General features: G+C 72.6%; 24 protein-coding genes. 9 read left to right on the forward strand and 15 right to left on the reverse strand.

The genetic code is table 11. The features are described 5' to 3' along the window. Positions 1-39: 39 nt before the first annotated feature. The 5 genes from ACIQMR_RS15695 to ACIQMR_RS15715 form a co-directional block, all read right to left on the reverse strand. Positions 40-2,007 (reverse strand): multicopper oxidase family protein, encoded by a 1,968-nt coding sequence (locus ACIQMR_RS15695; protein ID WP_401386502.1) that lies wholly within the window; start codon positions 2,005-2,007, stop codon positions 40-42. A 349-nt stretch (positions 2,008-2,356) separates the two neighbouring features. Continuing rightward, entirely contained in the window at positions 2,357-2,482 is a 126-nt protein-coding gene (locus ACIQMR_RS15700) for a hypothetical protein (RefSeq protein ID WP_401386505.1), read from the reverse strand. An 89-nt stretch (positions 2,483-2,571) separates the two neighbouring features. After that, the gene (locus ACIQMR_RS15705; RefSeq protein WP_401386508.1) at positions 2,572-2,769 is read right to left on the reverse strand and encodes a hypothetical protein; all 198 of its coding nucleotides are present in this window, start codon (positions 2,767-2,769) and stop codon (positions 2,572-2,574) included. A gap of 323 nt (positions 2,770-3,092) precedes the next feature. Further along, entirely contained in the window at positions 3,093-3,368 is a 276-nt protein-coding gene (locus tag ACIQMR_RS15710) for a hypothetical protein (RefSeq protein WP_401386511.1), read from the reverse strand. 443 nt (positions 3,369-3,811) lie between these two features. Then, the gene (locus ACIQMR_RS15715) at positions 3,812-4,990 is read right to left on the reverse strand and encodes an acyl-CoA dehydrogenase family protein (RefSeq protein ID WP_401386514.1); all 1,179 of its coding nucleotides are present in this window, start codon (positions 4,988-4,990) and stop codon (positions 3,812-3,814) included. Positions 4,991-5,213: 223 nt separating this feature from the next. Here ACIQMR_RS15715 and ACIQMR_RS15720 point away from each other — a divergent pair, with 223 nt between their 5' ends. Further along, positions 5,214-6,203 carry a PHB depolymerase family esterase gene (locus ACIQMR_RS15720; RefSeq protein ID WP_401386517.1) on the forward strand — a complete coding sequence of 330 codons (990 nt, stop codon included), beginning with the start codon at positions 5,214-5,216 and terminating at the stop codon, positions 6,201-6,203. 116 nt (positions 6,204-6,319) lie between these two features. Then, on the forward strand, positions 6,320-7,045 hold the full coding sequence (locus ACIQMR_RS15725) for a 2OG-Fe(II) oxygenase (RefSeq protein WP_401386520.1): 726 nt from the start codon (positions 6,320-6,322) through the stop codon (positions 7,043-7,045). Positions 7,046-7,091: 46 nt separating this feature from the next. On the opposite strand, the gene ACIQMR_RS15730 is transcribed toward ACIQMR_RS15725, so the two are convergent. After that, positions 7,092-7,241, reverse strand: coding sequence for a hypothetical protein (locus ACIQMR_RS15730; RefSeq protein ID WP_401386523.1), 150 nt, complete (start codon positions 7,239-7,241; stop codon positions 7,092-7,094). 3 nt (positions 7,242-7,244) lie between these two features. Continuing rightward, positions 7,245-7,583: an organomercurial lyase gene (merB, locus tag ACIQMR_RS15735; protein ID WP_401386526.1), complete on the reverse strand. Its 339-nt coding sequence runs from the start codon at positions 7,581-7,583 to the stop codon at positions 7,245-7,247. Between the two features lie 902 nt (positions 7,584-8,485). Here merB and ACIQMR_RS15740 point away from each other — a divergent pair. The 6 genes from ACIQMR_RS15740 to ACIQMR_RS15765 all read left to right on the forward strand — a co-directional run bounded on the left by ACIQMR_RS15740 (position 8,486) and on the right by ACIQMR_RS15765 (position 14,066). Then, a complete protein-coding gene (locus ACIQMR_RS15740; protein ID WP_401386529.1) occupies positions 8,486-10,579 on the forward strand; it encodes a hypothetical protein in 2,094 nt (697 codons plus the stop codon). A gap of 237 nt (positions 10,580-10,816) precedes the next feature. Next, positions 10,817-11,395, forward strand: coding sequence for a hydrogenase maturation protease (locus ACIQMR_RS15745; protein ID WP_401386532.1), 579 nt, complete (start codon positions 10,817-10,819; stop codon positions 11,393-11,395). Positions 11,396-11,408: 13 nt separating this feature from the next. Further along, positions 11,409-12,170 (forward strand): CBS domain-containing protein, encoded by a 762-nt coding sequence (locus ACIQMR_RS15750; protein ID WP_401386535.1) that lies wholly within the window; start codon positions 11,409-11,411, stop codon positions 12,168-12,170. Next, positions 12,167-12,679: a flavodoxin domain-containing protein gene (locus ACIQMR_RS15755; RefSeq protein WP_401386538.1), complete on the forward strand. Its 513-nt coding sequence runs from the start codon at positions 12,167-12,169 to the stop codon at positions 12,677-12,679. The genes ACIQMR_RS15750 and ACIQMR_RS15755 overlap by 4 nt, the downstream gene beginning before the upstream one ends. A 3-nt stretch (positions 12,680-12,682) precedes the next feature. Beyond that, a complete protein-coding gene (locus tag ACIQMR_RS15760; protein ID WP_401386541.1) occupies positions 12,683-13,267 on the forward strand; it encodes a hypothetical protein in 585 nt (194 codons plus the stop codon). Positions 13,268-13,370: 103 nt separating this feature from the next. Next, positions 13,371-14,066 (forward strand): response regulator, encoded by a 696-nt coding sequence (locus ACIQMR_RS15765; RefSeq protein ID WP_401386544.1) that lies wholly within the window; start codon positions 13,371-13,373, stop codon positions 14,064-14,066. Positions 14,067-14,133: 67 nt separating this feature from the next. On the opposite strand, the gene ACIQMR_RS15770 is transcribed toward ACIQMR_RS15765, so the two are convergent. From ACIQMR_RS15770 to ACIQMR_RS15780, 3 genes are all read right to left on the reverse strand, one after another. Then, the gene (locus tag ACIQMR_RS15770; protein WP_401386892.1) at positions 14,134-15,858 is read right to left on the reverse strand and encodes a GAF domain-containing protein; all 1,725 of its coding nucleotides are present in this window, start codon (positions 15,856-15,858) and stop codon (positions 14,134-14,136) included. Between the two features lie 287 nt (positions 15,859-16,145). After that, positions 16,146-16,442 (reverse strand): DUF1876 domain-containing protein, encoded by a 297-nt coding sequence (locus ACIQMR_RS15775; RefSeq protein WP_401386547.1) that lies wholly within the window; start codon positions 16,440-16,442, stop codon positions 16,146-16,148. Positions 16,443-16,555: 113 nt separating this feature from the next. After that, positions 16,556-17,269 (reverse strand): helix-turn-helix domain-containing protein, encoded by a 714-nt coding sequence (locus ACIQMR_RS15780; protein ID WP_401386896.1) that lies wholly within the window; start codon positions 17,267-17,269, stop codon positions 16,556-16,558. Between the two features lie 259 nt (positions 17,270-17,528). Between ACIQMR_RS15780 and ACIQMR_RS15785 the strand changes: the two genes are divergently transcribed. Next, positions 17,529-18,209 (forward strand): CBS domain-containing protein, encoded by a 681-nt coding sequence (locus tag ACIQMR_RS15785; protein ID WP_401386550.1) that lies wholly within the window; start codon positions 17,529-17,531, stop codon positions 18,207-18,209. A gap of 48 nt (positions 18,210-18,257) precedes the next feature. Here ACIQMR_RS15785 and ACIQMR_RS15790 read toward each other — a convergent pair whose 3' ends face one another. From ACIQMR_RS15790 to ACIQMR_RS15810, 5 genes are all read right to left on the reverse strand, one after another. Then, positions 18,258-18,728 (reverse strand): universal stress protein, encoded by a 471-nt coding sequence (locus ACIQMR_RS15790; RefSeq protein ID WP_401386553.1) that lies wholly within the window; start codon positions 18,726-18,728, stop codon positions 18,258-18,260. Positions 18,729-18,847: 119 nt separating this feature from the next. After that, the gene (locus ACIQMR_RS15795; RefSeq protein ID WP_401386556.1) at positions 18,848-21,232 is read right to left on the reverse strand and encodes a phosphoketolase; all 2,385 of its coding nucleotides are present in this window, start codon (positions 21,230-21,232) and stop codon (positions 18,848-18,850) included. A gap of 75 nt (positions 21,233-21,307) precedes the next feature. Continuing rightward, positions 21,308-21,592: a dsRBD fold-containing protein gene (locus ACIQMR_RS15800; RefSeq protein WP_401386559.1), complete on the reverse strand. Its 285-nt coding sequence runs from the start codon at positions 21,590-21,592 to the stop codon at positions 21,308-21,310. Positions 21,593-21,827: 235 nt separating this feature from the next. Further along, positions 21,828-23,663, reverse strand: a complete 1,836-nt coding sequence (locus tag ACIQMR_RS15805; protein ID WP_401386562.1) for an FAD-dependent oxidoreductase — start codon at positions 23,661-23,663, stop codon at positions 21,828-21,830. Continuing rightward, positions 23,660-25,111 carry a hypothetical protein gene (locus tag ACIQMR_RS15810; RefSeq protein WP_401386564.1) on the reverse strand — a complete coding sequence of 484 codons (1,452 nt, stop codon included), beginning with the start codon at positions 25,109-25,111 and terminating at the stop codon, positions 23,660-23,662. Before ACIQMR_RS15810 ends, ACIQMR_RS15805 begins: the two co-directional genes overlap by 4 nt. Positions 25,112-25,183: the final 72 nt, after the last annotated feature.

A 25,183-nucleotide genomic window follows, 5' to 3' on the forward strand; every position in this document is an offset into this window, starting at 1 on the left:
GTGCAGTGCGGACCGGCACATGGGGGTCGATCGATCCCGTCAGTGGCTGTGGCCACCGCCGGGGCCGCCACCGCCGTGCTCGTCGCGGCCGTGGTCGTCTCGGCCGTGGTCGCCGTCGCCGTGGTCGCCGTCGCCGTGGTCGCCGTCGTCACCGACGATCGTCCACGGGCGCATCAGGTCGTCGTCCTCGTGTTCGAGAATGTGGCAGTGGTGGATGTACGTCGCCGGGAGTTCGGCGCCGCTGCCCGGAATCGACGCGATCGTACCCGTCGGCGGGTGGATCTCCGGAATGACGATTCTGGTCACCGTCTCCGGATAGGACTTGAACGTGTCCTTGTAGGACCGCGCTTCGTCCGGGTCCGGAGGAATCGGCGGGCCGGTGAGATAGTTCTTCAGTACCGGCTTGTCCTCCGTTTTGCGGCCACCGTTAATCCACTTCTCGTAATCCGCCTGGTAGGCGGCCGCGTCGATCGGCTGCCGGTTCAGCACCTGGAAGTTGACGAGGTGCACATGCATCGGATGGGCGTCGTGGTTGGGATTGATGTACTCCCAGATCTCGGTCGAGCCCGCCTTGACGAAGTCCTGGGAGGGCTCCATGAACGGCATCGCGTTGAACGTCATGGTCCGGAAGAGCTTGTGCTGGTACACCACCCATTCCCGCCGACGGGCGGGCGGTTTCGACGTGAAATTCGCGACCGTCGGCAGCGCAAGTTTCTTGGGCGACGTCGTCGTGTCCGCATCTTCGGACAGGAGTTTCGTGACGTGGAATTCCATGATCTCCGAGATCTGCGGTCCCTGGCCTGGGACGCCTGGGTAGTGGACCGGCGTCCCCGGGTAGTTCGTCAACTTGACCTTCGTACCCATGGGCATCCGGCTGAAGTCGACGATCAGGTCGTACCGCTCGGCCGGCGAGATCAGAAAGCTCAGCATCTGCAGCGGAGCGCGGAAGCCGCCGTCGGTTCCGATGAGCCAGAACGGCAGCGTGGGCTGAGGCAGTACGTCCCTGGGAACGTCGAACCTCAGCCGCCAGAAACGCTCGTTCGACGCGTTGAGAATGCGCAGCCGGTAGCGTCGGGGCTCGACGGCCAGGAAGGGGTACGCCTTCCCGTTGACGACCGGGGTGTCCTCGCCTTCCCTCATGGTCATGGTGTAGGCGAGCGAGCCGTCCGGGTTGAAGGTCCGGTCCTGCAGGATGAGCGGGACCTCGAACTCGCCTCGCGGCAGCCCGAGCCGCTCGTCTGCGGGATCACGAATGAGGTAGAGACCGGCCAGGCCCGCATACACGTTGAGGCTGGTCATCCCCATGCCGTGATCGTGATACCAGAGCATGCACGAACGGTCATGGTTGGTGTAGCCGTAGATCGCTTCGTTGCGGTCGACCCGACTCGGGTCCAGCGTTGCGTAACCCTCGGCGTGGATGCCGTCCGGGCTGAACGACTGCAGCGGCATGCCATCGGACTGCGGTGCCGTGAAACCGCCGTGCTGGTGGACGACGTTCCACACGTTGACGTCCCGGGGAAAAGGCAGTTCGGGCTTGTACGGAGGCGGAGGGGTCGGAGTGAGCTCGGGATCCCCGTTCTTGATGCGCTGGATCACGTCCTGGAACAGGTGGTTGGTCGGCAGCTCGTTGCGCCACTTGACGACCGTCGGGTGGTCCGGGGCCACGCTGAGGGTCGGCCCGAGATAGCCCATGCCGATCTCGTGGTGAGGATCGTTCGGGTTCGTGGCCCAGTAGCCCCACGTGGTCGCCGGCCCGAGATCCCGGTGGAAACGCCATGAGCCCTGCCGCATCGTGATCTCGTAGTAGTCGGCGCCCGGATAGACGGAAGGATCCGGGACGGCTGTCATCGGCCTGGGCAGCGGGTCGACGAACTTCTCCAGCGGAGGGGTGTGCGGCACCGAGGCGTCGTCGTGCGCGGACCCCGTCCCGTGAGCCGGCGACGCATACGCCTGCGCTCCCGTGACACCGCGTGGAAGCATGGCCGCACTCCCCATGACACCGGCCATGAGGAAATTCCTTCGCCCGAACATCGCGTGTCTCCAGCCTTCCATCGCGTCACGTAACGTCCAAGGGATACAAGGCTGGTTGGGAACGCTGCCGCAGCACGCCGGTTCCGGTCCGGGAATGCCACTCATTGAGCGGATCTCAGCAGAGATACGGCGGATCGGTGCGATGATCGCCCGCGCCGGAAGAGGGCGCCATCACCGTCGGCACATCCAGGCTCGATGCCGGCAGGACTGCTCGTTCTTCTGCGCCTGTTCAAGACCTGCGGGTGTCATCAACGCTGGTGATCAGTACAGCTGGGAAATGCGAACTACCTCGTCGGTCACTGTGTGACGACGTGGCCGAGGCCGTTCAGTACGGCGGCGAGCGCGGTGTCCGGGACGGCGCGGACCGTCTCGAAGCGGTGACGGCCTTGGCTTCGAGACGGTCGGCGTCCACCATCGCGAGTGCCGCGGTGTCAAGACGGGCGCGGGCCATCCACCCGACGGTGGACCGGGTGCCGTCACCCCATACGCACCGCGCCGGGTGCACCGGCCGGATTGGTTGCCCAGCCGTGCGCCGACCGGTCAAGTGATCGCCGGCTTGGTCCCGTCAGGCAGCGCGCAGGCGTCACCGCCGTAGGGGCGTGAAATGATCTGTCCGCCGGCGGCCGTGCACTCGTCTCGGGAGATGTTCGGCGAGGAGGCGGCCTCGGCGCCGACGGCGCTCACGCCGGCAAGGGTTGCCGCGGCCAGGGCGAGGCCCAGGATCCATCGCATGCGCATGGCCTCCTCCTCCTCTCAGGCGCCTTCGTTCGGCCTTCGGGAAGGACAAGTCTCAAGACGACGGCGCCCTCTTACTCAGCATGGGCGCTCCGCATGAGGCCCGCGAGGCGAGGCTGGGCGCCGCGCCCGGCCAGTGACTGCCCGGCCCCGGAGAGGCATGACGTCACCGACCTTGACCGGCCGCCGTCACCGCTCGGAGGCAGGTACGGCCCGTCTCCTCCTCAACCCCCGGCCTGCGCGGACACAACGCGGCCCGTTGGGCGGTCTCGCCCCGCTTCGACCGACGCGCACGCGGCGTTCCGATGCGGCCCGCGCGCGGTGCTCTAACGCGGTTCGTGTGCCGCCGCCCGGCAGGCACCGGTCGCGGCGCCGCCCGCCACTCCGGCCCCGGTCAGCCCGGTCACACAACTCTGCAGGTCTCCGACCACACCACGGCTGCAGGCCGCTGTGACGGAGTCGGAAGCGGTGGCACCTGCTCGTTCGGCCATCTGTGTGCAGGCGGGGATGTCCGCCCGGACCGCGGGAGCGGCGAGGACCGCACCGCCGAGGGCGAGGGTCAGGCCGGTGAGGGCACCGGCGATACGGGTCGACGTGCGCATGGGACGCACCTGCCTTCCGGGTTGGTCGCGCGGTCCTGGTCCCGGCGGGCCGGATCCACGCGGCAAGGCCGCCTGGCAACGCTCGGTGAGTGGTGCCTCCGGCCGACGGGCTCAGGGACTGACCGCACGATTCTGCGTCGAATCCATTGGGCCGCACCGGGACGTGGTCGCCAGGCCGAAGAGAGGGCCGGATGAGACGCACTCGGACCTCCACTCGGGCCCTCACTCCAGCGTCGCATCCTCTCCCCCGCCCGTCCTGTGCACCCGGCGGGCCGCGCTGGGTAACTACGATCGCGCGAAGCGCGGTAGCCGCCCCGTCCGGCCGACCAGGTGGATTCCCCGCGAGGTGTTGGGGTGGGCCGGTTGCGGACGCTGCCCCCTCGTCCCTGCCCGCCCGGAGGACTTCTTCCGCGGGCCAACCAAGAAAGCCTCGGCGCACGGCGTCAGCGCCGGACGCGCGGCATCCCGAGGCCGATCCAGGAGATGATCTCGCGCTGGATCTCGTTGTTGCCGCCGCCGAAGGTGAAGATCACGGCCGAGCGGTAGCCGCGCTCCAGCTCGCCGTGGAGGACGGCACCGGCCGAGCCCTCCTTGAGGGAGCCCGCGGCTGCGACGACCTCCATCAGCCAGGCGTAGGCGTCTCGGCGGGCCTCGGAGCCGTACACCTTGACCGCGGAGGCGTCCTGCGGGGTGAGGGTGCCTTCCTGGACGGCGCCCACCATCCGCCAGTTGAGCAGCTTCATCGCGTCGAGTTTGGTGTGTGTCCGGGCGAGGCGGTTCCTGACCCAGCCGAGGTCGATGACACGGCGGCCGTCGGTGAGTTCGGTCTGCGACGCCCAGCGCTGGACGTCGTGGAGTGCCCGGATGGCCATGGTGCCGTGGGCGGCGAGCGTGACCCGCTCGTGGTTGAGCTGATTGGTGATCAGCCGCCAGCCCTTGTTCTCCTCACCGACGCGGCGGGAGACGGGCACGCGGATGTTCTCGTAGTAGCTGGCGGTGGTGTCGTGCGAGGCGAGGGTGTTGATGACGGTGCAGGAGTAGCCCGGGTCGGAGGTCGGCACGAGCAGCATGGTGATGCCCTTGTGGGGCGGCGCGTCGGGATCGGTGCGGACGGCGAGCCACACCCAGTCGGCGGTGTCCCCGTTGGTCGTCCAGATCTTCTGGCCGTTGACGACGTAGGTGTCGCCTTCGCGCACGGCGCGGGTCCTGAGCGCGGCGAGGTCGGTGCCGGCGTCGGGCTCGCTGTAGCCGATCGCGAAGTCGATCTCGCCGGAGAGGATCCGGGGCAGGAAGTACGCCTTCTGCTCGTCGGTGCCGTACTGCATGATCGTCGGGCCGACGGTGTTCAGCGCCATCAGCGGCAGCGGCACGCCCGCCTGCGCGGCCTCGTCGAAGAAGATGAACTGCTCCATCGGCGTCATCCCGCGGCCGCCGTACTCCTCGGGCCAGCCGACGCCGAGCCAGCCGTCGGCTCCGAGGCGGCGGATCGTCTCCCGGTAGAAGCGCTTCTGGGTGGCGGGGTCGGCGTAGCGGGCGTAGGCGTTGTCGGGCACGAGTCCGTCGAAGTAGGCACGCAGCTCGGCGCGCAACTGCTGCTGGTCCGGCGAGTATTCGAGATGCACGGCCCCTCCAGGCGTCTCGTGCCGCGTCGCTGCGGCGGCGGACAGACTAGAACGTGTTCCAAGAATCCGGAAGGGTCGTGGCGAGCCGAACGCGGCGGTGCACGTGCGGGCCGAACGCGGCGGTGCGGTGCGTCGGCGGGGGCCCGGTCGACATGGCAAGGGCCCGGGTTGTGGTGTCCCGGGCCATGTCCGGTCCCGGTGCCCGCATCTACGGTCCGGGCCCATGACCTCACTGAGAGCCACCTCGCATCGTCTGTTCGCGGTGCTCGTCACGGTGTTCTCCGCCGTGGCGGCGCTGCTGCTCGTACCCGCTCCCCCGGCGGCGGCCGCCGGCGTCGCAGAAGTCACCGGGTTCGGGACCAACCCGGGGGCCCTGCGCATGTTCCGCTACGTCCCGGACGGACTGCCCGCCGGGCGGCCCGTCGTCGTGGTCCTGCACGGCTGTACGCAGAACGCCGCCGGCTACGGCACCGGAAGCGGCTGGACCGGACTCGCCGACCGCTGGGGCTTCTCCGTCGTGCTGCCGCAGCAGACCGGCGCCAACAACGCGAGTGCGTGCTTCAACTGGTTCCAGACCGGGGACACCGCGCGCGGCCAGGGCGAGGCCGCCTCCATCGCCCAGATGACCGACCGGCAGCTCGCGGACGTCTCCGGCGACCCCGCGCGCGCGTACGTGACCGGCCTGTCGGCCGGCGGGGGCATGACCGCGGTGATGATGGCCGCGTACCCGGAGAAGTTCGCGGCGGGCGGGGTGGTGGCGGGTCTGCCGTACGGCTGTGCGCAGGCGGCGGGCTCCCCCTACGTCTGCATGTACGTCGGCGCCACGCAGACCCCCCGGCAGTGGGGCGACCGGGTCCGCGCGGCCAGGCCGGGGTACGGCGGACCGTGGCCGGTGCTCACGGTGCTGCAGGGCACGGCGGACTACACGGTGAAGCCGGTCAACATGGAGGATCTGATGCGTCAGTGGACGGACGTCCACGGCACCGACCAGAGCGCCGACACCAGTGACACCGTCGCCGGGCACCCGCACCGGGTCTACCGGGATCCGGCGGGCAAGGCGGTCGTGGAGACGTACGCCATCACCGGCATGGGACACGGCCAGCCGGTCGATCCGGGTGCGGCGGCCACGCAGTGCGGCACGGCCGGGGCGTATCTGCTCGATGTGGATCTGTGCGCGGCGTACCGGCTGGGCCATGGCTGGGGGCTCGGCTGAGCCGCCGGCCCCGTGCCTGATCTCGATGTCCGGATTCCGCCGGTCAGGGCCCTCGGCACCCAGCACTCTGGGAGGTGAGAAGCGAGAACGCGGAGCGAGAGAGGACTGAGCGGCCCATGACGGTCTCCACCACCACCAGGATCCACGAGCGCGTGGCCGGAGCCGACTGGGCCGCGGTCGCCACGGAACTCGACGACCACGGCTGCGCGCAGACGCCCGCGCTCCTGACCGCCGCCGAGTGCCGTGGCATCGCCCGGCTCTACACCGACGACGAGCGGTTCCGCACCACCGTCGACATGGCCCGGCACCGGTTCGGTTCCGGCGAGTACCGCTACTTCACGCACGAACTTCCGGATGCGGTACGGGAGTTGCGTGCGGCGCTGTATCCGCGGCTGCTGCCGGTCGCCCGCGACTGGGCGGAGCGGCTCGGCCGGCCCGCGCCGTGGCCGGACAGTCTGGAGGAGTGGCTCGCACAGTGCCATCAGGCCGGACAGGACCGGTCGGCACAGATCCTGCTGCGCTACGGGAAGGGCGACTGGAACGCGCTGCACCGCGACGTCTTCGGCGAGATGCTCTTCCCGCTCCAGGTCGTGATCGGCCTGGACGCGTACGGCACGGACTACACGGGCGGTGAGTTCCTGCTGGTCGAGCAGCGGCCTCGGGCGCAGTCGAGGGGCACGGCGACGCCGCTCCGGCAGGGGCACGGGCTGGTCTTCACCACCCGCGACCGGCCGGTCCGTTCGGCGCGGGGCTGGTCGGCGGGCGCGCTGCGGCACGGCGTGAGCGTGGTGCGCTCGGGCCGGCGCCACGCGCTCGGGCTGGTCTTCCACGACGCTTCCTGAGCACACGCCGGGCGGTCCCGCGACCCGGCCGTGGTCCTCGGTCCGCTCAGAACCCCCAGAGCGGTCCGCCGAGCCCGGCCTGCGCGAAGTAGGCGGCGGCCGAAGACACCTCGCGCCGACGGTAGCCACGGTCGAGCCGACCCGCGTACCAGCCGCGGGCAGCCGCGGGCAGCCGCCAGAGGGTGGTCAGGTCCATCACCTACCCGCGTGACGCGCCGGTGCGCTCCAGCCAGTCGTCCACGCAGCGCGTGGAGCAGAACAGCCGCTGGTGGCGGCAGGTGTGGACGACGTCGTCCCACACGTGGCGCACCGGGACGAGGAAGTGCGCCACCTGCTCCCCCGGTGGCGGGGCGTCCCGGCCGACGACCCAGGCGTGCGGTGTGTCGCAGGCGGGGCAACGGGACGCGACCAGCACGTCGGGTTCCTCGTCGAGCAGCTGCGGCAGGGCGAAGGAGTCCCAGGCGCAGCCGCCCCACCACAGGGTGCGACGGCCCATGACGGAGAAGCCGAGGGGAACCGAGGCGAAGGGATGGGCCATGACGACCCCCTCGCCGTCGGGGCGGCCGGGTCGTCCAGCACGAGATCGCGGTGGTCGTGCAGGGCGCGGAGCGCCTGCCGTACCGTCGCGGGATCGTGCCCGGTGGCGACGGCGAGCCCGGCGGTGCCGGCGGGACGACCGGTGCGGGCGAAGGCGCGATACACGGCGAGCCGGACGTCCTCGGTCGGGTCAAGGTCGGGGCCCGGGTCAAGGTCGAGGCCCGGGTCAAGGTCGGGGCCCGGTCCCGGGTCAAGGTCGGGGCCCGGTCCCGGGTCAAGGTCGGGGCCCGGGTCCGTGTCCGGGTCGGAGCCCGAGTCCGGGTCAGGATCGATACCCAGGTCAAGGTCAGGTTCCGGGTCGGAGCCCGTGTCCGTGTCCGGGTCGGAGCCCGTGTCGGGGACCGGTTCCGGTTCCGCGTCGGGGCCCGTGTCACGTTCCGGGTCGGGGTCAGGGGCCGTGTCCGGGTCGGAGCCCGTGTCGGGGACCGGTTCCGGTTCCGCGTCGGGGCCCGTGTCACGTTCCGGGTCGGGGTCAGGGGCCGTGGGTGGCTCGGCGGGCGGGTGCTGGTCGGTCATCGGCGGTCCTGTCCGGGGAACGCGGCATGCGGCGGCGTACATCTGGTACATGTCCAGCGTGCGCCACGCCGGGTGCCCGCTGCGACACGCAGGCGGGCCGCGCGGTCAGGGTGCCACCGTCGGCGGTCCGTGACGCGGGGTGACCGCCACGGGTAGGGGCCGCCGGACGGTGACGACGCGTCGGATCCGGGGGCGCGGAAGGGCATGCAACGGTGCCTGCCTGCGGCGACTGGCTGAAAGTGCGTCAAAAACCTCTCGTGGCAAGGTGTTCCCTGCGAACCCGCTGGTCATCCTCTAGGGAACGGTCCGCAACCCTGGGAGGCTCGCATGGAACGCAGGCGGTTACTGCACGCCGGAGCCGGGCTGGTCGTGGCGTCCGTGGCGGGGCCGATGGTGGCCCCGTCCGTGGCGCATGCCGGCACAGCTGACACTACGGGCGCGCCGGTCGTCCCGGACCCGGCGAGCAGACCGGGCACGGCCGGTACGACGGGGCACTGTTCGGGTCCCGCGGTCTCCACGTACGGCATCGCGACCTTCACGGCCGCGATCGTCGGCATGACCGTCCTGGGCGATCACGCGTACGTGGTGGCACGTGGTCAGAATCCGCCGCTGCTGGGCGAGATCGACCTGGCGTCGAAGAAGCTCACGAGGACGGTGCGGCTGCCGCGCGGCGAGGGCGGCTGGGCGGCGACGGTCTCCGGCGGGCACGTGTACGTCGGGACGTACCCGACCCCGGACATCTACCGCTTCGACCCGGCGACCGGGTCGGTGACGCTGATCGGCACCGTCGGCCCGGCGGGCGGCTTCGTCTGGTGCCTGACCACGGCGCCCGACGGGACGGTGTACGCGGGCACCTATCCGCGCGGCGAGGTCTGGGAGTACTCGCCGGCGACCGGTGTGCTGCGCAATCTCGGCGTGGCGCGGCCGGGCGAGCAGTACGTGCGCGCGATCGCCGCGGACGACCGTTTCGTCTACGCGGGCACGCTGCCGCTCGGCCACATCGTCGCGTACGACCGCACCACGGGCGCGAAGCAGTCGATCACGCCGGCGCCGTACGGCGGCGCGGCGTGTCTGCTGGCCCGGGGCGGGAGGGTGATCGGTGGGTTCGGCAAGTCGATCGTCGACCTGGCGCCCGACGGCAGCGACGCCCGGGTCATCCCGATACCGGCCACGGAGCGACTGGTGGACGCGATCACGACGACCGCCGACGGCACGGTGTACTGCATCGGCCGGCCCACGGGCACCGTCTACCGGCGGGACGGCGACGCGCTCGTGCCGGTCGCGGCGCCCACACCCGCCGATGAGCACCGGGGTCTGTTCCCGCTGCCGGACGGCACGCTGCTCGGCGGTGCGGGCAGCGGACGGCTCTGGTGGCTGGATCTGGACGGTGGCGGGTCGGACATAGTCGAACTGATCGACACAGCCATGTCAGGACCGGATCCCGTGCAGTCCATGACGTACGGCAGGCGCGGGACGGTGCACGTCGGCGGGCACTTCTCGATCACGACCCACCGGCCGGAGCACGGCTCGTCCCGGCGGATCCAGGTCGCGGGCGAGCCGAAGCAGCTGCGCATGGCCGGCAACAGGGTGTACGCGGCGCTGTATCCGAGCACGGAGGTGGTGGAGCTCGACCCGGACCGCGGCAGGGTCCGGTCGCTGGGGTTCGTCGACAACGATCAGCAACGGCCGACGGACATGGTGTACTCACGGCTCACCGACCAGCTGCTGTTGGCGACCGCCCCGCCGGCCGGCCGGCTCAAGGGCGCGCTGACGATGGTGGACCGGTCGAGGAGGCGGCTCACCGTCTACCAGGACGTGATCGCCGACCAGAGCGTGATGTCGCTCGCGCTGGACGACCGGCCCGGTCGCCGCATCGCGTATCTCGCGGGTGACACCTGGGGCGGCGGCAGCGTCACCCCGGCCCGGCCGAGCGCGACGATCGTCGCCTTCGACCTGTGGCGCCGCAAGGTGCTGTGGGAGTTCGCGCCGTTCGAGGGGTACGCGAGCCTGCAGCACATCGAGGTCCACGACGGTGTGCTGTACGGGCTGTACAAGCGGCTCGCGGGCACGTGGTTCGCCATGGACCTGGACAGCCTGACGGTGCTGCGGTCGGGGAAGCTGCCGAGTTACGGAGAGCTCTCCGTGCACCGGGGCGAGGTCTACGCGTCCGTCTTCGGCGGCCTGGTGTACCGGATCGGCCCGGATCTCGCGGAGGCCGAGCAGGTGCTCACCGGCCTCGGCGACGGCTGGTACAACCCGCCGCAGCTGGCCTGGGAACGGGCGTCGTGGCATGCCTGGGCCGTGTCCGGCCGGGAGCTGGCGAGACTGCGGCTCGATCCGGACTGCCCGCCCCCCGCCACCAACCGGGCCACGGTCAACCCGCCGGACGAGGCGGTCCTGGAGTCCCTGCTGGCCAACTGAGCGGAAGAGCGGAAGGGCGGAAGCGAGGAGGGCGCGGCACACGGGCCCGGCGGCCTTGCGGGGTGGGCACCCGCAAGGCCGCCGGGCCGCCGCACGACCCGGCCGGCGCAGGGCAGGGGGCGGCGACCCGGCCGGCGCACGGCCGGAGGGCGGGGTGGTCCCGGCAATGGGGCCGTTCGGCCCATGTGCGGTGGCGCTCGAGGGGCGAGCGTGGGCTGTGCACGAGGGGAGCAGACCATGGAACCCCGTACACGCATCGCCCTCATCGGACTCGGTAACGACTTCAGACGTGATGACGGGGTGGGCTGGGCGGTCCTCGACGCGATACGGGAGCGGGCCGATGAGCGGCCGCTGCCACCGGTGGTCGACCTCAGCACCTGCAACGGGGAACCCACGAGGCTCGTCGGCCTGTGGCACGAAGCGGACCTGGCGGTGGTCGTCGAATCGGAGCACGGCCACCCGGGGGAACCGGGCAAGATCACCCGACTGGACCTCGACGCCGAGTGGCTCGCGCAGCCCATGGACGCTTCGGACGGCCGGCTACGGCCGGACGGCCCGGTGCTGAACGAGGCCATCGAACTCTCCCGGATCCTCGGTCGGCTGCCGCGACACCTCGTGGTGTACGCCGTGCAGGGCGCCGACTCCTCCGTCGGCTCCGGTCTGTCCTCCACCGTCGCCGCCATGGTCGAGCCGGTCGCCGCCCAGGTGGAGGCAGAGATCGTCCGCCACCTGGGGGCGGCGGACAGGGCCCCTTCGTGGGTGGCGCGACGGCGTCCCGGCGGCGTGACCATGGCCGCCTGTCCGCGGCTCCGCTGAGGAGGCCCGGGTGATGAAGCACGACAAGGTGGGCTCCGTCATGTCCGGCGAAGTCGTCCGCGCCTTGTTCGACACGTCGTATCCGGAGGTCGTCCGGTTGCTGGCGCGGTACCGGATCAGCGGCCTGCCCGTCGTGGACGAGGACGACAAGGTGCTCGGCGTGATCTCCGAGACCGACCTGCTGATCCATCAGCCGAACGCGGACGCCCCGGGGCGGGCGCCCCGCTTCCTCTGGTCCTCGCTCCCCGGGCGGGCCCGCGTCCGGGAGTCCAAGGCGCAGGCGCGAACCGCCGGCCAGCTGATGACCCATCCCGCCGTCACCGTCCGCGCCGAGCAGTCCATCGCCGAGGCGGCCCGCTCCCTGGCCGAGCACCGCGTCGAGCGGCTCCCGGTCGTGGACGTCGAGGACCGTCTCGTCGGCATCGTGACCCGGCGCGACCTGTTCCAGGTCTTTCTGCGCCCGGACCCCGAGATCCGCCGGGAGGTCATCAACGAGGTCCTGGTCCGTGCGCTCTGGCTGGAGCCGGACGCCGTCGATGTCGAGGTGCGCGACGGAGTGGTGACGCTGACGGGCCGGCTGGGACGGCGCGGCGAGATCCCGGTCGCCTTGCGGATGACCCGTCAGATCGACGGCGTGGTCCGCGTCGTCGACCGGCTCGCGTACCTCCTGGACGACTCACCGGCCCGGCCCCGGTCGGCGGAGCGGTACCCGATGGGCGGCCTCGGCCTCGCGGGTTCCTCGTTCCGTGAGCGCGACAGGGGCTGGTCGCAGTGACCCGGACGGCACTCGTGGCCTACGGCACGACGAACGGCTCCACCGCGGAGATCGCCCGGTACATCGGGTCCGTCCTGCAGGACAGGGGGATCCGGACCGAGGTGCGGCCGGCCGCGGAGGTGCGCGACGTCGGCCCGTACGACGTCGTGGTGCTCGGTGGTGCGCTGTACTCGGGCCGCTGGCACCGGGACGCACGGCGCTTCTCGCGCCGTCACCGCCGCGCCCTGGCCGAACGGCCGGTGTGGCTGTTCAGCAGTGGGCCCCTGGACCACTCGGCCTCGCGGGGCGACATCGCGCCGGTGCCGGGCGCCCGCCGGGCCGCGCGGCGGCTGGGCGCGGAGGAGCATGTCACCTTCGGTGGTCGGCTGGCGCCGGAGGCGCGCGGGCGCGTCGCCCGCATGATGCTGGAGGACGGCCGCGGCGGGGACTTCCGTGACTTCGCGTGCATCGCCGCGTGGGCCGAGCGCATCGCCGCCGACCTGGTGGCCCTGGAACCGGAACGGCGCTGAGCGATGGTGTTCCGGCTGTGGGCGTACGGGCGCGGCGGTGGTTCCGGCCCGCCCCGCCGCCCCTCGGACGCCTTCGAGGCGTGGGCCTCGGGCGCCCTCCTGGCCGCGCTGCTGCTCGGCGCCCCGGCGGCGGGGGTGGCGGCCGGCTCGTCCCTGTACGAGCGGGGCAGGGCGGCGCAGGCGAACGCCGGCGAACGGGTGCAGGCGGTCCTCCTCGCGGACGCGCCGCCTCCGATCACGTCGTCCGAAGGCACCGGGGACAGCGGGAGGTACGCGGTGCCGGTGCGCTGGACCGCCCCGGACGGCAGCGCCGGTCAGGGCGTGGCACCGGTGCACGCGGGACTGAGGCGCGGGGACCGTGCGGACGTGTGGCTGGACGCCCGGGGCCGGGTGACCGCGCCTCCGAGGAACGACGCGGAGATCTGGCTGGAGGCGTCGGCGGCCGGTTCGGGAGCCGCGGCCGGCGTGGTTCTGGTCTTCGTGAGCGTACGCGTCGCGGTGCGCCGGGCGGCCGACCACCGCCGGATGGACGAGTGGGAGCAGGACTGGGCCCGAACCGAGCCCGTGTGGACCGGGCGCCGGTCGTGAAGAGGGGCCGTGGGAGGCGTACGGCGGGACCGTTCGGCCCTGTTGCCGCCCTCGCGCGCCACGCCATGATCGGGTGGGACTGCACCAGAGCTGGAGGGCCCATATGTCCGAGGCACCGGCCTTCTCCGAGGAGACGCCCATCAGGGTGTTCCTCCTGGACGACCATGAGGTCGTCCGTCGCGGCCTGCGCGACATGCTCGACGCCGAGTCCGGCATCGAGGTCGTGGGCGAGGCCGGGACGGCCGAGCAGGCGCTGGCCAGGGGGCCCGCGCTGCGCCCTCATGTCGCGGTCCTCGACGTCCGGCTCCCGGACGGCGACGGCATCACCGTCTGCCGTGAGCTGCGCTCGCACATGCCGGACCTCGCGTGCCTGATGCTGACGTCCTTCGACGACGAGGACGCGCTGCTCGACGCGATCATGGGCGGTGCCGCGGGATATGTGCTCAAGCAGATCAAGGGGTCCGACCTGGTCTCCGCCGTGCGCACCGTGGCCACCGGGCAGTCGATGCTCGATCCCGCCACCACGGCGCGGCTGATGCACTCGCTGCGCGATCCCGAGGCCGGCCATCCGGCGGAGGACGACCGGCTGGCCGCGCTGTCGGAGCGGGAGCGTGCGGTGCTGGACCTGATCGGCGAGGGCCTGACGAACCGCCAGATCGGCAAGAGGCTCTATCTGTCGGAGAAGACCGTCAAGAACCACATCTCGCGCCTGTTGTCCAAGCTCGGTGTGGAACGCCGGGTGCAGGCGGCGGTCATCGCGGCCCAGTTCCAGGAGCACGAGGAGCCGCACCGGCACTGACCTGCCGGCCCGCGAAGCCCCGCCCGCCCGCGAAGACCTGCCCGCCCGCGGAACGGAACGCCGCACCTCACCCGTCATGCGGCAGGGACACCCGCCACACCAGCCGGGTGCCGCCGGCGATGCCGCGGGTCACACTCAGTTCACCACCCAGCTTCTCGGCACGTTCCGCCAGGTTGCGCAGCCCGCTGCGCCGCCCGTTCTCCCTGATGCCCACCCCGTCGTCGGTCACCGTCACGGAAACCGCCCCACCGCGCGCGGCGATCGAGACGTCCGCCTTCGAGGCCCGGGCGTGACGCGCGATGTTCGCGAGGGCCTCGCCGAGAACGGCGACGACCTCGTCGGCGACCGTGCGCGTCACGTCGGTGTCGACCAGGCCTTCGATGCGCAGAGCCGGGGCGAAGCCCAGGAGCGGGGTCGCGTCCTCGACGGCCCGTACGGAACGGACCCTGAGGCCGACGGGCACGCCGGGGGCCTCGTGCTCGCGGAGCCCGAAGATCGTGGATCGGATGATCTTGATGGTGGCGTCGAGGTCGTCGATCGCCCGTCCCAGCCGTTCCGCGGCCTCGGGGTGGTCCACGAAACGCTGGGCGCTCTGCAGGGTCATACCGGTCGCGAACAGCCGCTGGATGGCGAGGTCGTGCAGGTCCCGGGCGATACGGTCACGATCGGCCAGCAGGCTCATCTGCTCGGCGTCCCGCCGCCGGTCGGCCAGCTCCAGGGCGAGGGCGGCCTGGCCGGCGAACCCGGACAGGGGCACGGTCTCCGTGTCGTTGAAGGCGGGCCGGCCGGTGCCGCGCGCCAGCATGAGCACGCCCCACAGCTTGTCCCGGTCCCCCACCAGTACCGCCGTGGCCGGACCGCAGTCCGCCCACCGCTCCGGCCGGAAGGTGATGCGGGCGTCGCCGGCCGCGTCAGGGGTCGTGACCACGCCGCTCTCGCTGAGCAGCGCCGCCTTGGCGAAGGTGCCCTCGTCGCGCGGCAGCACCACCCCCAGGTGGCGGTCGGCGCCCGGGCCGCGCGCGAGGGCACAGCGCAGGTGTCCGTCCCGTTCGGTCAGATAGACGAGGCCCAGCTCGGCGACGGTGATCTCGCGCGCCCGGTCGAGCATCATCTCCAGCACATGGGACTCCGAGGCGCCGGACAGCAGCGCACTGGTGAACTCCGCGCTGGCGGCCAGCCACTGCTCCCTGAGGCGGGTCTCCTCGAACAGGCGCGCGTTCTCGATGGCGACGCCGGCCGCCACGGCCAGTGTCGACAGGACCGCCTCGTCCTCGCTGTCGAACTCGGCCCCGCCGCGCTTCTCCGTGAGGTAAAGGTTGCCGAAGACCTCGTCACGCACCCGGATGGGCACGCCCAGGAACGAGTGCATCGGCGGATGGTGCTCGGGGAAGCCGGACGACGCCGAGTGCTCCGACAGTTCCGGGAGCCGCAACGGCTCGGGATGCCTGATCAGCTCGCCGAGGAGCCCGTGGCCGGACGGCAGGTCGCCGATCCGCTTGCGCAGTGCGTCGCTGATGCCCACCGGCAGGAACTGGGACAGCCTCTGGTCGTCGCCGATGACACCGAGTGCTCCGTACCCGGCGTCCACGAGGACGACGGCCGCCTCCACGATCTCGCGCAGCACCTGTGACAGATCCAGGCCCCGGCCCACGGAGAGCACAGCCTCCAGCAGCCCGTTGAGCCTGTCCCTGGTGCCGCGGACCTCGTCGATGCGCACCTGGAGCTCTTCGAGCAGCTCATCGAGCCTGAGCCGGGGAACCCGGCCCGCGTCGCCAGGGGCATCGCCGCCCATGAGTCCTCCGCCGATTCGAACGATCATGGTGCGCTGCGCGCAGTCTTCACGTTAACCCGGCGGTGGCCCGTCTGCTCGACCGTCAACGCCCCGGACGGCGGCCCGGACGGCGGCCGGGGACGGCGGCGGAACGGCGGCACGACAGGCGAAAAGGGCCCATCCACTTCTCGTGGATCCTGATTGCGCGGTGAACGTTCCGACCGTTGCTCCGCGTCTCTCCGCAGGGGCCCTTTCCGTCCCTTCCATGGAAACACCCCCCGACCTGCGTCACCAGGGTCCATCCGGCCCTACCGGCCCGGCTCCGGCCAGCCGTACGGGGCGGGCACCGCGCTCGCGGGGCCGGCGCCCACCGACTCCAGGTCCCGGTCCGCCACGCGCATCAGCTTCCGGGCCAGGTCGCTCATGGCGCGGCTCGCCGCGAGTTCGTCGCCGATCTCGGGCACGTCGGGGTCCTGCGGGTTGCAGCGTGCCGTTCCGTGGCCGGTGAGAGTCGTCGAGCCCGTCTCCAGGTCCACCCTGGCCTTCGTGGTTCCGTCCTCCTCGGACAGGAACATGCGGACCTTCCATTCCAGCGTCCGTGCCATGGCCTACCTCCTCGCCCGGATGGCTCCAGGATGCCCCGGCGCGTACCCGGCCGCGCGCCTGGTCTCTCGGGAGGTGCGACGGCGCAGTGCCGCCGCGCAGCCGTCGGCCGCCGTCAGTCGCCGGCGGGCGTCCACGGGGTGCCGTTGGGGTTGACGACGCGCCGGCCGGTGATGCGTTCGGGCGTGATGGTCAGCCATATCTCACGGCTCCCGCCGGCCCATGGGCGGGAGTGCGCCCGTGCCTCCAGCCGCCGCACCGCCTCGCGGTCGACGACGGCGCGGCCCCGGCCCACGACGAGCACGCTCCATCCCTGGCTGAAGGCTTCGTCGATACGGTCGACCTCGAAGGCGACCAGAGCCCCGTCGGCGGTCGCCGCGACCGTGCCCCACGCGGTACGGAAGGAGATCCCGTCCTCGCCGAAGAGGTAGTTGACCGGCACGACGGACGGCCCGTCCGGCGTGAACACGGCCACCCGTCCCACCCCGTGGGTGGACAGCAGCTCGCGGCACTCCGCCTCGACCAGCTCGTACAGTTCCGCGTCGCGGACCGCGCGTCCCCTGCCCGGTGGCTCCGTGACCGTGGCACCCGTGAGTTCGCCGACCGTGGTCTCCAGCGCGTCGGCGATCCGCAGCAGCACGCCGGCGCCGGGGGTGGCCGCCCGGTCCTCGACGTACTCGACGTACGCGGGCGCGGCCCCGCTGCGTGCGGCGAGCTCGTCCCGGGTCAGCCCGAGTTCCCGGCGCCGGGCCGCGACCCGGCGCCCCAGGTCGCCGGGCCGAGCCTGTACGGTGCCGGCCCCGGCCTGTACCGAGATCTCCTGCTCCATGGTGCTCACGCTCCTCGCGTCGGCTGCCGGGGGCGGCGCGGGTATCAGGTTCCCCCTGGGTCACCGCCAGCGTGCTCCGGCCAGCCGGCCCGTCGCTTGGGCCGGACGGGGCACGTCGGCGGGGTCCTTCAGCCCTGCCCGGCCCCGAGGTGGGCGTCGCACGCTGGACGCGAGGGGTCGCCCGCCACGCTCGGGCCCGACAGGCTCAGGCCCGACGGGCTCGGATCCGACGGGCTCGGGCGCAGGAGAGGAACCCGCCATGGCCGACAGCCCGCACACCGTGGACGACGTCATGACCACGACCGTCGTGGCCGTGGCACCCGATGCCCGGTTCAAGGAGGTCGTCGCCACCCTGGAGCGGTGGAAGGTCACCGCCGTGCCGGTGCTGGAGGGCGAAGGCCGGGTGGTCGGCGTGGTCTCCGAAGCGGATCTGCTGTCCACGGAGGAGGCCCGCGACCGCCGCCCCGGCATGATCGACCGGCTGCCGCCCCTGGACGAGGACGCCGGGGCCCGGGCGGTGACCGCCGGGAGTCTGATGACGGCGCCGGCGCCGGCGGTCACCGTCCGCTCCGGCGCCTCACTGCCCCACGCGGCGCGCGTCATGGCCCGCCACGGCGTCAAGCGGCTGCCCGTGGTCGACGACGCGGGCGTCATTCAGGGAATCGTCAGCCGCGCCGACCTGCTCAAGGTCTTCCTGCGTACGGACGCCGACATCGCGGCCGAGGTGCGCAAGGAGGTCGTGGACCCGCTCTTCCCGCTGTCCGCCCCCGACATCCGCGTCGAGGTGGCCGACGGGGTGGTCACCCTGTCCGGCACCGTCCATGACGGCAGGCTCGTACCCACGGCGGCGCGGCTGGCCTACGCGGTCGAAGGTGTCGTCGGCGTGTCCTGCGAACTCATCGGCCCCGCGCACATCCACCCGCACGGCGACGAGCGCTGACAGCACGCCTCACGCCTCACCGCAGCACACCGCCACAGTGGTGCGGCGTCACGTGGCGCCGGTCGCGGTGCCCTGCACGGCGACGTCCGGCCGGACGATGACGACCGGGCAGGGCGCGTGCTGGGCGACCTGCTGGCTCACCGAGCCGAGCAGCATCCGGGCGAACCCGCCGCGGCCCCGGGAGCCGACGACCAGCAGTTCGGCACCCTCGGCGGCGGCCAGGAGGGCCTCGGTCGGGTTGCCGTGCACCAGGCGCTCATGGACCTGGGCCTCGCCCTTCTCACCGAGCACCTTGCGTACCTCTTCGACGAGGCCCCGCTTGGCCTCCGCGGCGTCGAACTCGGCGTCGACCGCGGGAGCCGACCAGCCGTGCGCGCCCGGCAGCTCGTACGCCGCCACCGCGTCGACCGTGCCCCCGATCAGACCGGCGTGCCGGACGGCCCAGCGCAGCGCCGCGTACGACGACTGCGAGCCGTCGATGCCCACGACCACGCGGGGAGCCTGATCGCCTGTGCTCATGGCCGTTCCACCTTTCTCGACCTCTCACGGATCCGTCGGCTTCCGGCGGATCCCTCATCCACGCTGCGCGACCGCCGGGCGTTCCGCCAGACGAGCGCCGCCACCGGAGCCCGCGGCCGTCAGCCGGTCCAGGACCAGTCGGCGACCTCGGGCATGTCGACGCCGTGCTCGCGGACCCAGGCGTGGTGCCGGGTGCGGGCGTCGGCCATGGCCTGACGTACCGCGACCGCACGGACGCCGAGTCCGGGCACCCGGTCGACGACGTCCATGACCAGCCGGTACCGGTCGAGGTCGTTGCGTACGACCATGTCGAAGGGCGTCGTGGTCGTGCCGAACTCCCGGTAGCCGCGGACGTGGAGATTCGCGTGCCCGGTCCGGCGGTACGCGAGGCGGTGCACCAGCCACGGGTAGCCGTGGTACGCGAAGATCACGGGCTTGTCCCGGGTGAACAGGGCGTCGTACTCGAAGTCCGGCATGCCGTGCGGGTGCTCCTCCTGGGGCATCAGCCGGGTCATGTCGACGACGTTGACGACCCTCAGGACCAGGTCGGGAAGGTGCCGGCGCAGGAGCCCGGCGGCGGCCAGGACCTCCTGCGTCGGCACGTCCCCCGCACAGGCCAGGACGACGTCGGGCGCCCGCTCTCCCGTCTCCGTACCGGCCCAGTCCCAGGCTCCGGCCCCCCGGGCGCAGTGGGCGCGCGCCTCGTCCAGGCTCAGCCAGTCGAAGCAGGGCTGCTTCCCGGCGACGACGACGTTGACGTAGTCGCGGCTGCGCAGGACGTGATCGGCCACGGAGAGCAGGGTGTTGGTGTCCGGCGGCAGATAGACGCGGACGACCTCGGGGCTCTTGTTGAGGACGAGGTCGACGAAGCCCGGGTCCTGGTGGGAGAAGCCGTTGTGGTCCTGGCGCCAGACATGCGAGGTCAGCAGGTAGTTGAGGGAGGCGACGGGTGCGCGCCAGGGCAGTTGCCGGGACGTCCTGAGCCACTTGACGTGCTGTCCCACCATCGAGTCGACGATGTGCACGAAGGCCTCGTAGCAGGAGAAGAGCCCGTGGCGTCCGGTGAGGAGGTAGCCCTCCAGCCAGCCCTGGCAGCAGTGCTCGGAGAGGATCTCCATGACCCGGCCGTCGCGCGCCAGATGCTCGTCGGTGGGCAGGACCTCGGCCTGCCAGGCCTTTCCGGTGGCGCCGTAGACCGCCTGGAGCCGGTTGGAGGCCGTCTCGTCCGGGCCGACCAGCCGGAAGTCACGGCGCCCCGCGGTGTCCCGCATGATCTGCGCGATCAGGTCGCCCAGGACCCGGGTGGGTTCGTGGAGGGTCTCGCCGGGCTTGTCGACGGGCACGGCGAAGCGTTCCAGCGGCGCGACGGGGAGGTCGCGCAGGAGGAGCCCGCCGTTGGCGTGCGGGGTGGCGCCGAGCCTGCGGTCGCCGTCGGGAACGGCCGCGAGGACCTGCGGGCGGGGGCGGCCGTCCTCGTCGAAGAGCTCGTCGGGACGGTAGGAGCGCAGCCACTCCTCCAGCTGCGCCAGGTGCTCCGGATTGTCCCGGACGCCCGGGAGCGGCACCTGGTGGGAGCGCCAGGTGCCCTCGACGGGCTCGCCGTCGACCCGGGCGGGACCGGTCCAGCCCTTGGGGGTGCGCAGGACGATCATGGGCCAGCGAGGCCGCTCGGTGGTCCGTCCGGCACGGCCGTCCTGCTGGACGGCGGCGATGCGGTCCAGCGCCAGGTCCATGGCGGCGGCCATCGCCCGGTGCACCTGAGCCGGCTCGTCGCCGGCGACGTGCAGCGGCTCGTGGCCGTAGCCGCGCAGCAGTTCGTCGAGTTCGCCCCGCGGGAGCCTCGCGAGAACGGTCGGGTTGGCGATCTTGTAGCCGTTGAGATGGAGGACCGGGAGCACGGCCCCGTCGTGGACGGGGTCGAGGAGCTTGTTGGAGTGCCAGGAGGCGGCGAGCGGACCGGTCTCGGCCTCGCCGTCGCCGATGACGCAGGCGACGACCAGTTCGGGGTTGTCGAGGGCGGCTCCGTAGGCGTGGGCGAGGGAGTAGCCCAGCTCACCGCCCTCGTGGATGGAGCCGGGCGTCTCGGGTGCGACATGGCTGGGAACGCCGCCGGGGAACGAGAACTGCCGGAAGAGCCGGTTCATGCCCACCGCGTCCCGGCTCACGTCCGGGTACGTCTCGCTGTACGTGCCCTCCAGCCACGAGTTGGCCAGCACGGCGGGCCCGCCGTGGCCGGGGCCCCAGATGCAGAGCGCGGACAGGTCGCGCGCCTTGATCACCCGGTTGAGGTGGGTGTGGACGAGGTTGAGCCCGGGCGAGGTGCCCCAGTGGCCCAGCAGCCGCGGTTTGATGTGCTCCGGTCGCAGCGGCTCCTTCAGCAGCGCGTTGCTCATCAGATAGATCTGGCCCACGGCCAGGTAGTTCGCCGCCCGCCAGTGCGCGTCCAGGCTCCCGAGTTCCTCGCGGCTCAACGCCGTCCGGCCATGGCGCATGACCTTGCGCATCGGTTCCTCCGTAACGTCGGGTGGTGAGGCCACATCGGGCCGTACGGCGCCGTCCGGTCCTCCCGCGCCGTTCGGTCAGCGGGCGGCGCCCGGCCCGGTGTCCGGGATCGTGTACCCGTGGTGGAGGGTCTCGATGTCGCCGTACGCCGCCATCATGAGCTGACGGCCGAAGCCATGGCGGGCACGGCTCGCGGCGAGTTCGTCACCGATCTCCGCAACGTCCGGGCACGCCGGACGGCAGCGGGCGACTCCACGGCCCGTGAGCACCGTCGTTCCGGTGTCCGGCCGCGCGTGGGCCTTCGTCGTCCGGCCCTCCTCGAACGGATCGAGCCGGATCCTCCATTCGGCCGTTCGCGCCATGACCCGTTCGCCTTCTCCCGCCTCACGCTGCTCGTGCCGTGCGCGGTACGAGGGCCGCGCACCACCAGCGTGCGTCCGGGGCTCGCCGCGGGCATGGGCCGTTCGGCTCGGCCGGGGGACCGAACGGCGCAGGGCTGCCGGGCCGGGCCGCTCCCCGCCGGCGGCAGGCCGGACGGCGGGGAGCGGCGGGACGGCGGCGGCGACCCGGCGCCGTTCCCGCCCACCGGGCACGGCTTCACCGCTCCAGTTGTGCCTCCGTCACCGCGAGCGCCGCCGCCATGATGCTCAGCTGCGGATTGACCTCGGGGCAGCCGGGCAGCACCGAGGCGTCCGCGACCAGCACGCCCTCGACGCCGCGGAGACGTCCCGTGGCGTCGGCCGGGGAACGCTCCGGGTCGGAGCCCGCCGCGGCCGTGCCGGTGGGGTGGTACGCGGACAGATGCAGCTGCCGCGGGCCTGCCGTGGCGAGGACGCGGTCCAGTTCGTCGAGGCTGCGGGCGCGCGGGGCGCCGGGGATGCCGGTCAGGACCTCCTGCGCACCGGCGGCGAACAGCAGTTCCCCCATGGCGCGCACAGCGCGCATCAGGCGCCCCGCGTCGCGGCGGTCCAGGTCGTAGCGGAGCAGGGTGCGGTCCCGGCCCAGGACGCGGCCCGAGGGACGGTCGGCGATCATGGCTCCCAGGGTGGCGAGCCGGTCGGCGTCCTCCAGTTCACGACGGAGCTCGTGGCCGAGGCCGGGCAGGACGAAGGAGCCCATTCCCGGCGGGGTCGCGGTCGCCTCGATCAGCACGCCGCCGTCGTGGTGCTCCTCCACGCCGACGCTCTGCAGCACCCCCTCCCAGGCGGTCACGGGCTCAGGGAAGCGTCCGGCGACGCTGGTCGCCGGGTGGACGCTGAGGTTGCGGCCGAGCCTCGGGTGGCCGCCGAGGCCCGAGCGGCGCAGCAGGGGAGGCGACTGCAGGGCGCCCGCCGCGACGACGACGAGCGGGGCGAGGATCTCGAACTCGCCGCCGTCCTCGCGTCGTACGCGCACGCCGGCCGCGCGCGGGCCTCCGGGCCTGTCCCCGTCCACGAGGATCCGACGCACCTCGGCTCCGGTGACGATCCGGGCGCCCGCGGCGCAGGCGTCGGGCAGCACGGACAGCTGCACGCTCTGCTTGGCCCCGGTCGGGCAGCCGACGACGCACTGGCAGGAGCCCTTGCAGCCGGGCGCGTTGCGCCGCAGCGGCGCCGCCCGCCAGCCGAGCCGTTCGGCGCCGTCGAGCGCGATCCGGCCGTTGTTGCCGAGGACGTCCAGGGGCTGGGTGGCGACCTTCAGCGTGCGCTCGCTCTCGTCGAGGTACGGTCCCAGACGTTCGGCGAGGTGGAACCCGAACTCCTTGGTCCAGCGCGCGAGGACATGCTCCGGGGTGCGGTAGCACGTACCGGAGTTGACGACGGTGGTGCCGCCGACGGCGCGGCCGACGGGCAGCAGCAGCGGCGGACGGCCGAGGGCGACGGTGGCTCCGCCGTCCCGGTACAGGTCGGCGAACCGGTCGAGCGGGGTGCGCCGGCCGAACGACGCCGTGGAGTGGTGCTGCCCTTCCTCGAGGACGAGCACGGCGAGCCCGGCGCGGGCCAGGGTCCGCGCCGCCATGGCACCGCCCGCGCCGGAACCGATGACCACGGCGTCGGCGGTGGAGCGGTCGGGCCAGCTGTCGGCGGGGGTGCAGTCGAGCGGAGGGTCCTCGCGCGTCAACGGCGCTACGGACAGGCCCTGCTGGAGCATCCGTTCCGTCCCGGCGGCGAGCAGGACGGGCACTTTGAGCACATCGAGCAGCGGGAGGAGCGCGGGCCGCGCGCCGAGTGAGCCGAGGACGGACTCCCGCTCGGCGGGCGTGAGGGCGGCGAGCCCCCGGCCGGTGCGGGCGAGGGCGTACGCGTCGAGGGCGCGGGCCGCGGACCGCACCCCGGTCCGGGCGGGACGCGGCATCGAGGCGAGAACGGTTTCGAGCCGTGCGGGCACCCGGGCCGGCCAGCCGTCGGTGCCGTCGTCGGCGATGAGGGACGCCACGAAGCCGGTGAGGTTCATCGGCTGCCCACTTCCGCGTGTGCCGTGCCGTCCAGCGTCCACTCGGCTTCGGTGCGCCAGCCGCCGAACCACCACCGCTCCAGCAGCACGTGCGCATCGGCGCGTTCGCTGTTGCGGCAGACCGCGGGTGAGCCGTCCGGGTCGGTGTAGTCGAGCGCGAGGGTGCGGTCCTCGGGCTGTGTGACGTCGACGCGGATACGGCGCAGCCCGGCGCGTCCGGTCACGGTCCACGTGGGCAGACCGATCGCGGCACGGAACCGTCCCGGCCCCGCCCATCCGACGGCCGTGCGCTCGGCGCGCCGGGGCCAGGTACGGCCGCCCCGGCGCAGCCGCAGGAAGACCAGGGGCGGAAGCCTGCGCAGCCCGGGCCGCATGGAGACCGCGGCCACGATCTCCAGTACGTCGCCACCGCCCAGGTCGGCGTGCAGCCAGGCCCAGCGCCGGGCGTTGCCGTGACCGTAGATCCGGGCGGAGGCACCGGGCGCCGAGGCGAGTGTCAGCGTCGTGTTGTCGTACGAGAACGTCCCGCCGTAGGTGGCCCGTGCGGCGGGCAGGATCTGGGCGGCGGGGAGCAGGGGGCGGCGCCAGGACCAGCGAGGGAAGGTGAACAGCGGCGCGTCAGCGCCCTGTTCGGCGAGGTCCCAGCGGAGGGTTCCGGCGGCGCCGGTCAGCCGGCCAGGGACGGCCGCGACGCCGTCGGCGGTGAAGCCCGCTTCGCCGGGGGTCCACTTGCCGGGTCCGAACCGGGCGTGGCGGACCGGCGCGTCCTTCGGGAACGCCGCGGCCCAGCCGTGTGCGTACGGCTCGGACCCGTCGGCGGGCGCGGTGAGTTCATGGTGGAGCCACAGGCCGGTGCCGGTGGCCGGGTCCGTGATGGTCGTGTACCAGACCTCGGTACGTCCCGGCGCGCCGTTCCAGCGTGGGGCCATCAGCGGCGCCGCGTGCTCGTGGCGCGGGAAGCGGAAGCTCGCGAGGAAGGGCAGCAGCCCGGTGGTCACGGGGAAGCGCAGCGTTCCCCTGCCGGCCTCCGCGCCGTCCTCGTACAGCGTGAACGGGAGCACGGTCATCGAGGAGACCGGCCTGCGCGGGGTGACGGACTTCCAGCCGTCGAGGGTGAAGCGGCGACCGCCGGCCGTGAACGAGATCCGGTAGCGGATGCGCCGACGCGCGAGCGGGGATATCTCCAACTCGCCGTCCGCGTGCGGGTCGTCGGCCCATCCTTCGACGCGGATCCGGCCGGTGGCCCGCGCGCCGGTCGTGCCGAGGAGCCGCATGACGCGGTCCGCCGTCACCCGCAGGTCGAGGCGGACACGGCGGGTGCGGTCCTCGCCGTCGAGCCGGACGGTGCCGAGCATGGTCTCGCCGAACGAGGTGCCGCGCGTGCTCGCGCGCTCGCGTGTACCCGCGCCTGTGTCCGTGCTCGCGCCTGTGCCTGTGCCTGCGTTCACATCCGGGCCTGCGCCGGTACCGGTGCCGGCGCCGGAACCGGAACCGGTGCTCGCGCCTGTGCCTGTGCCCGT

Origin of the sequence: Streptomyces sp. NPDC091376, assembly GCF_044757085.1 — a bacterium.
GTDB lineage: Bacteria > Actinomycetota > Actinomycetes > Streptomycetales > Streptomycetaceae > Streptomyces > Streptomyces pratisoli.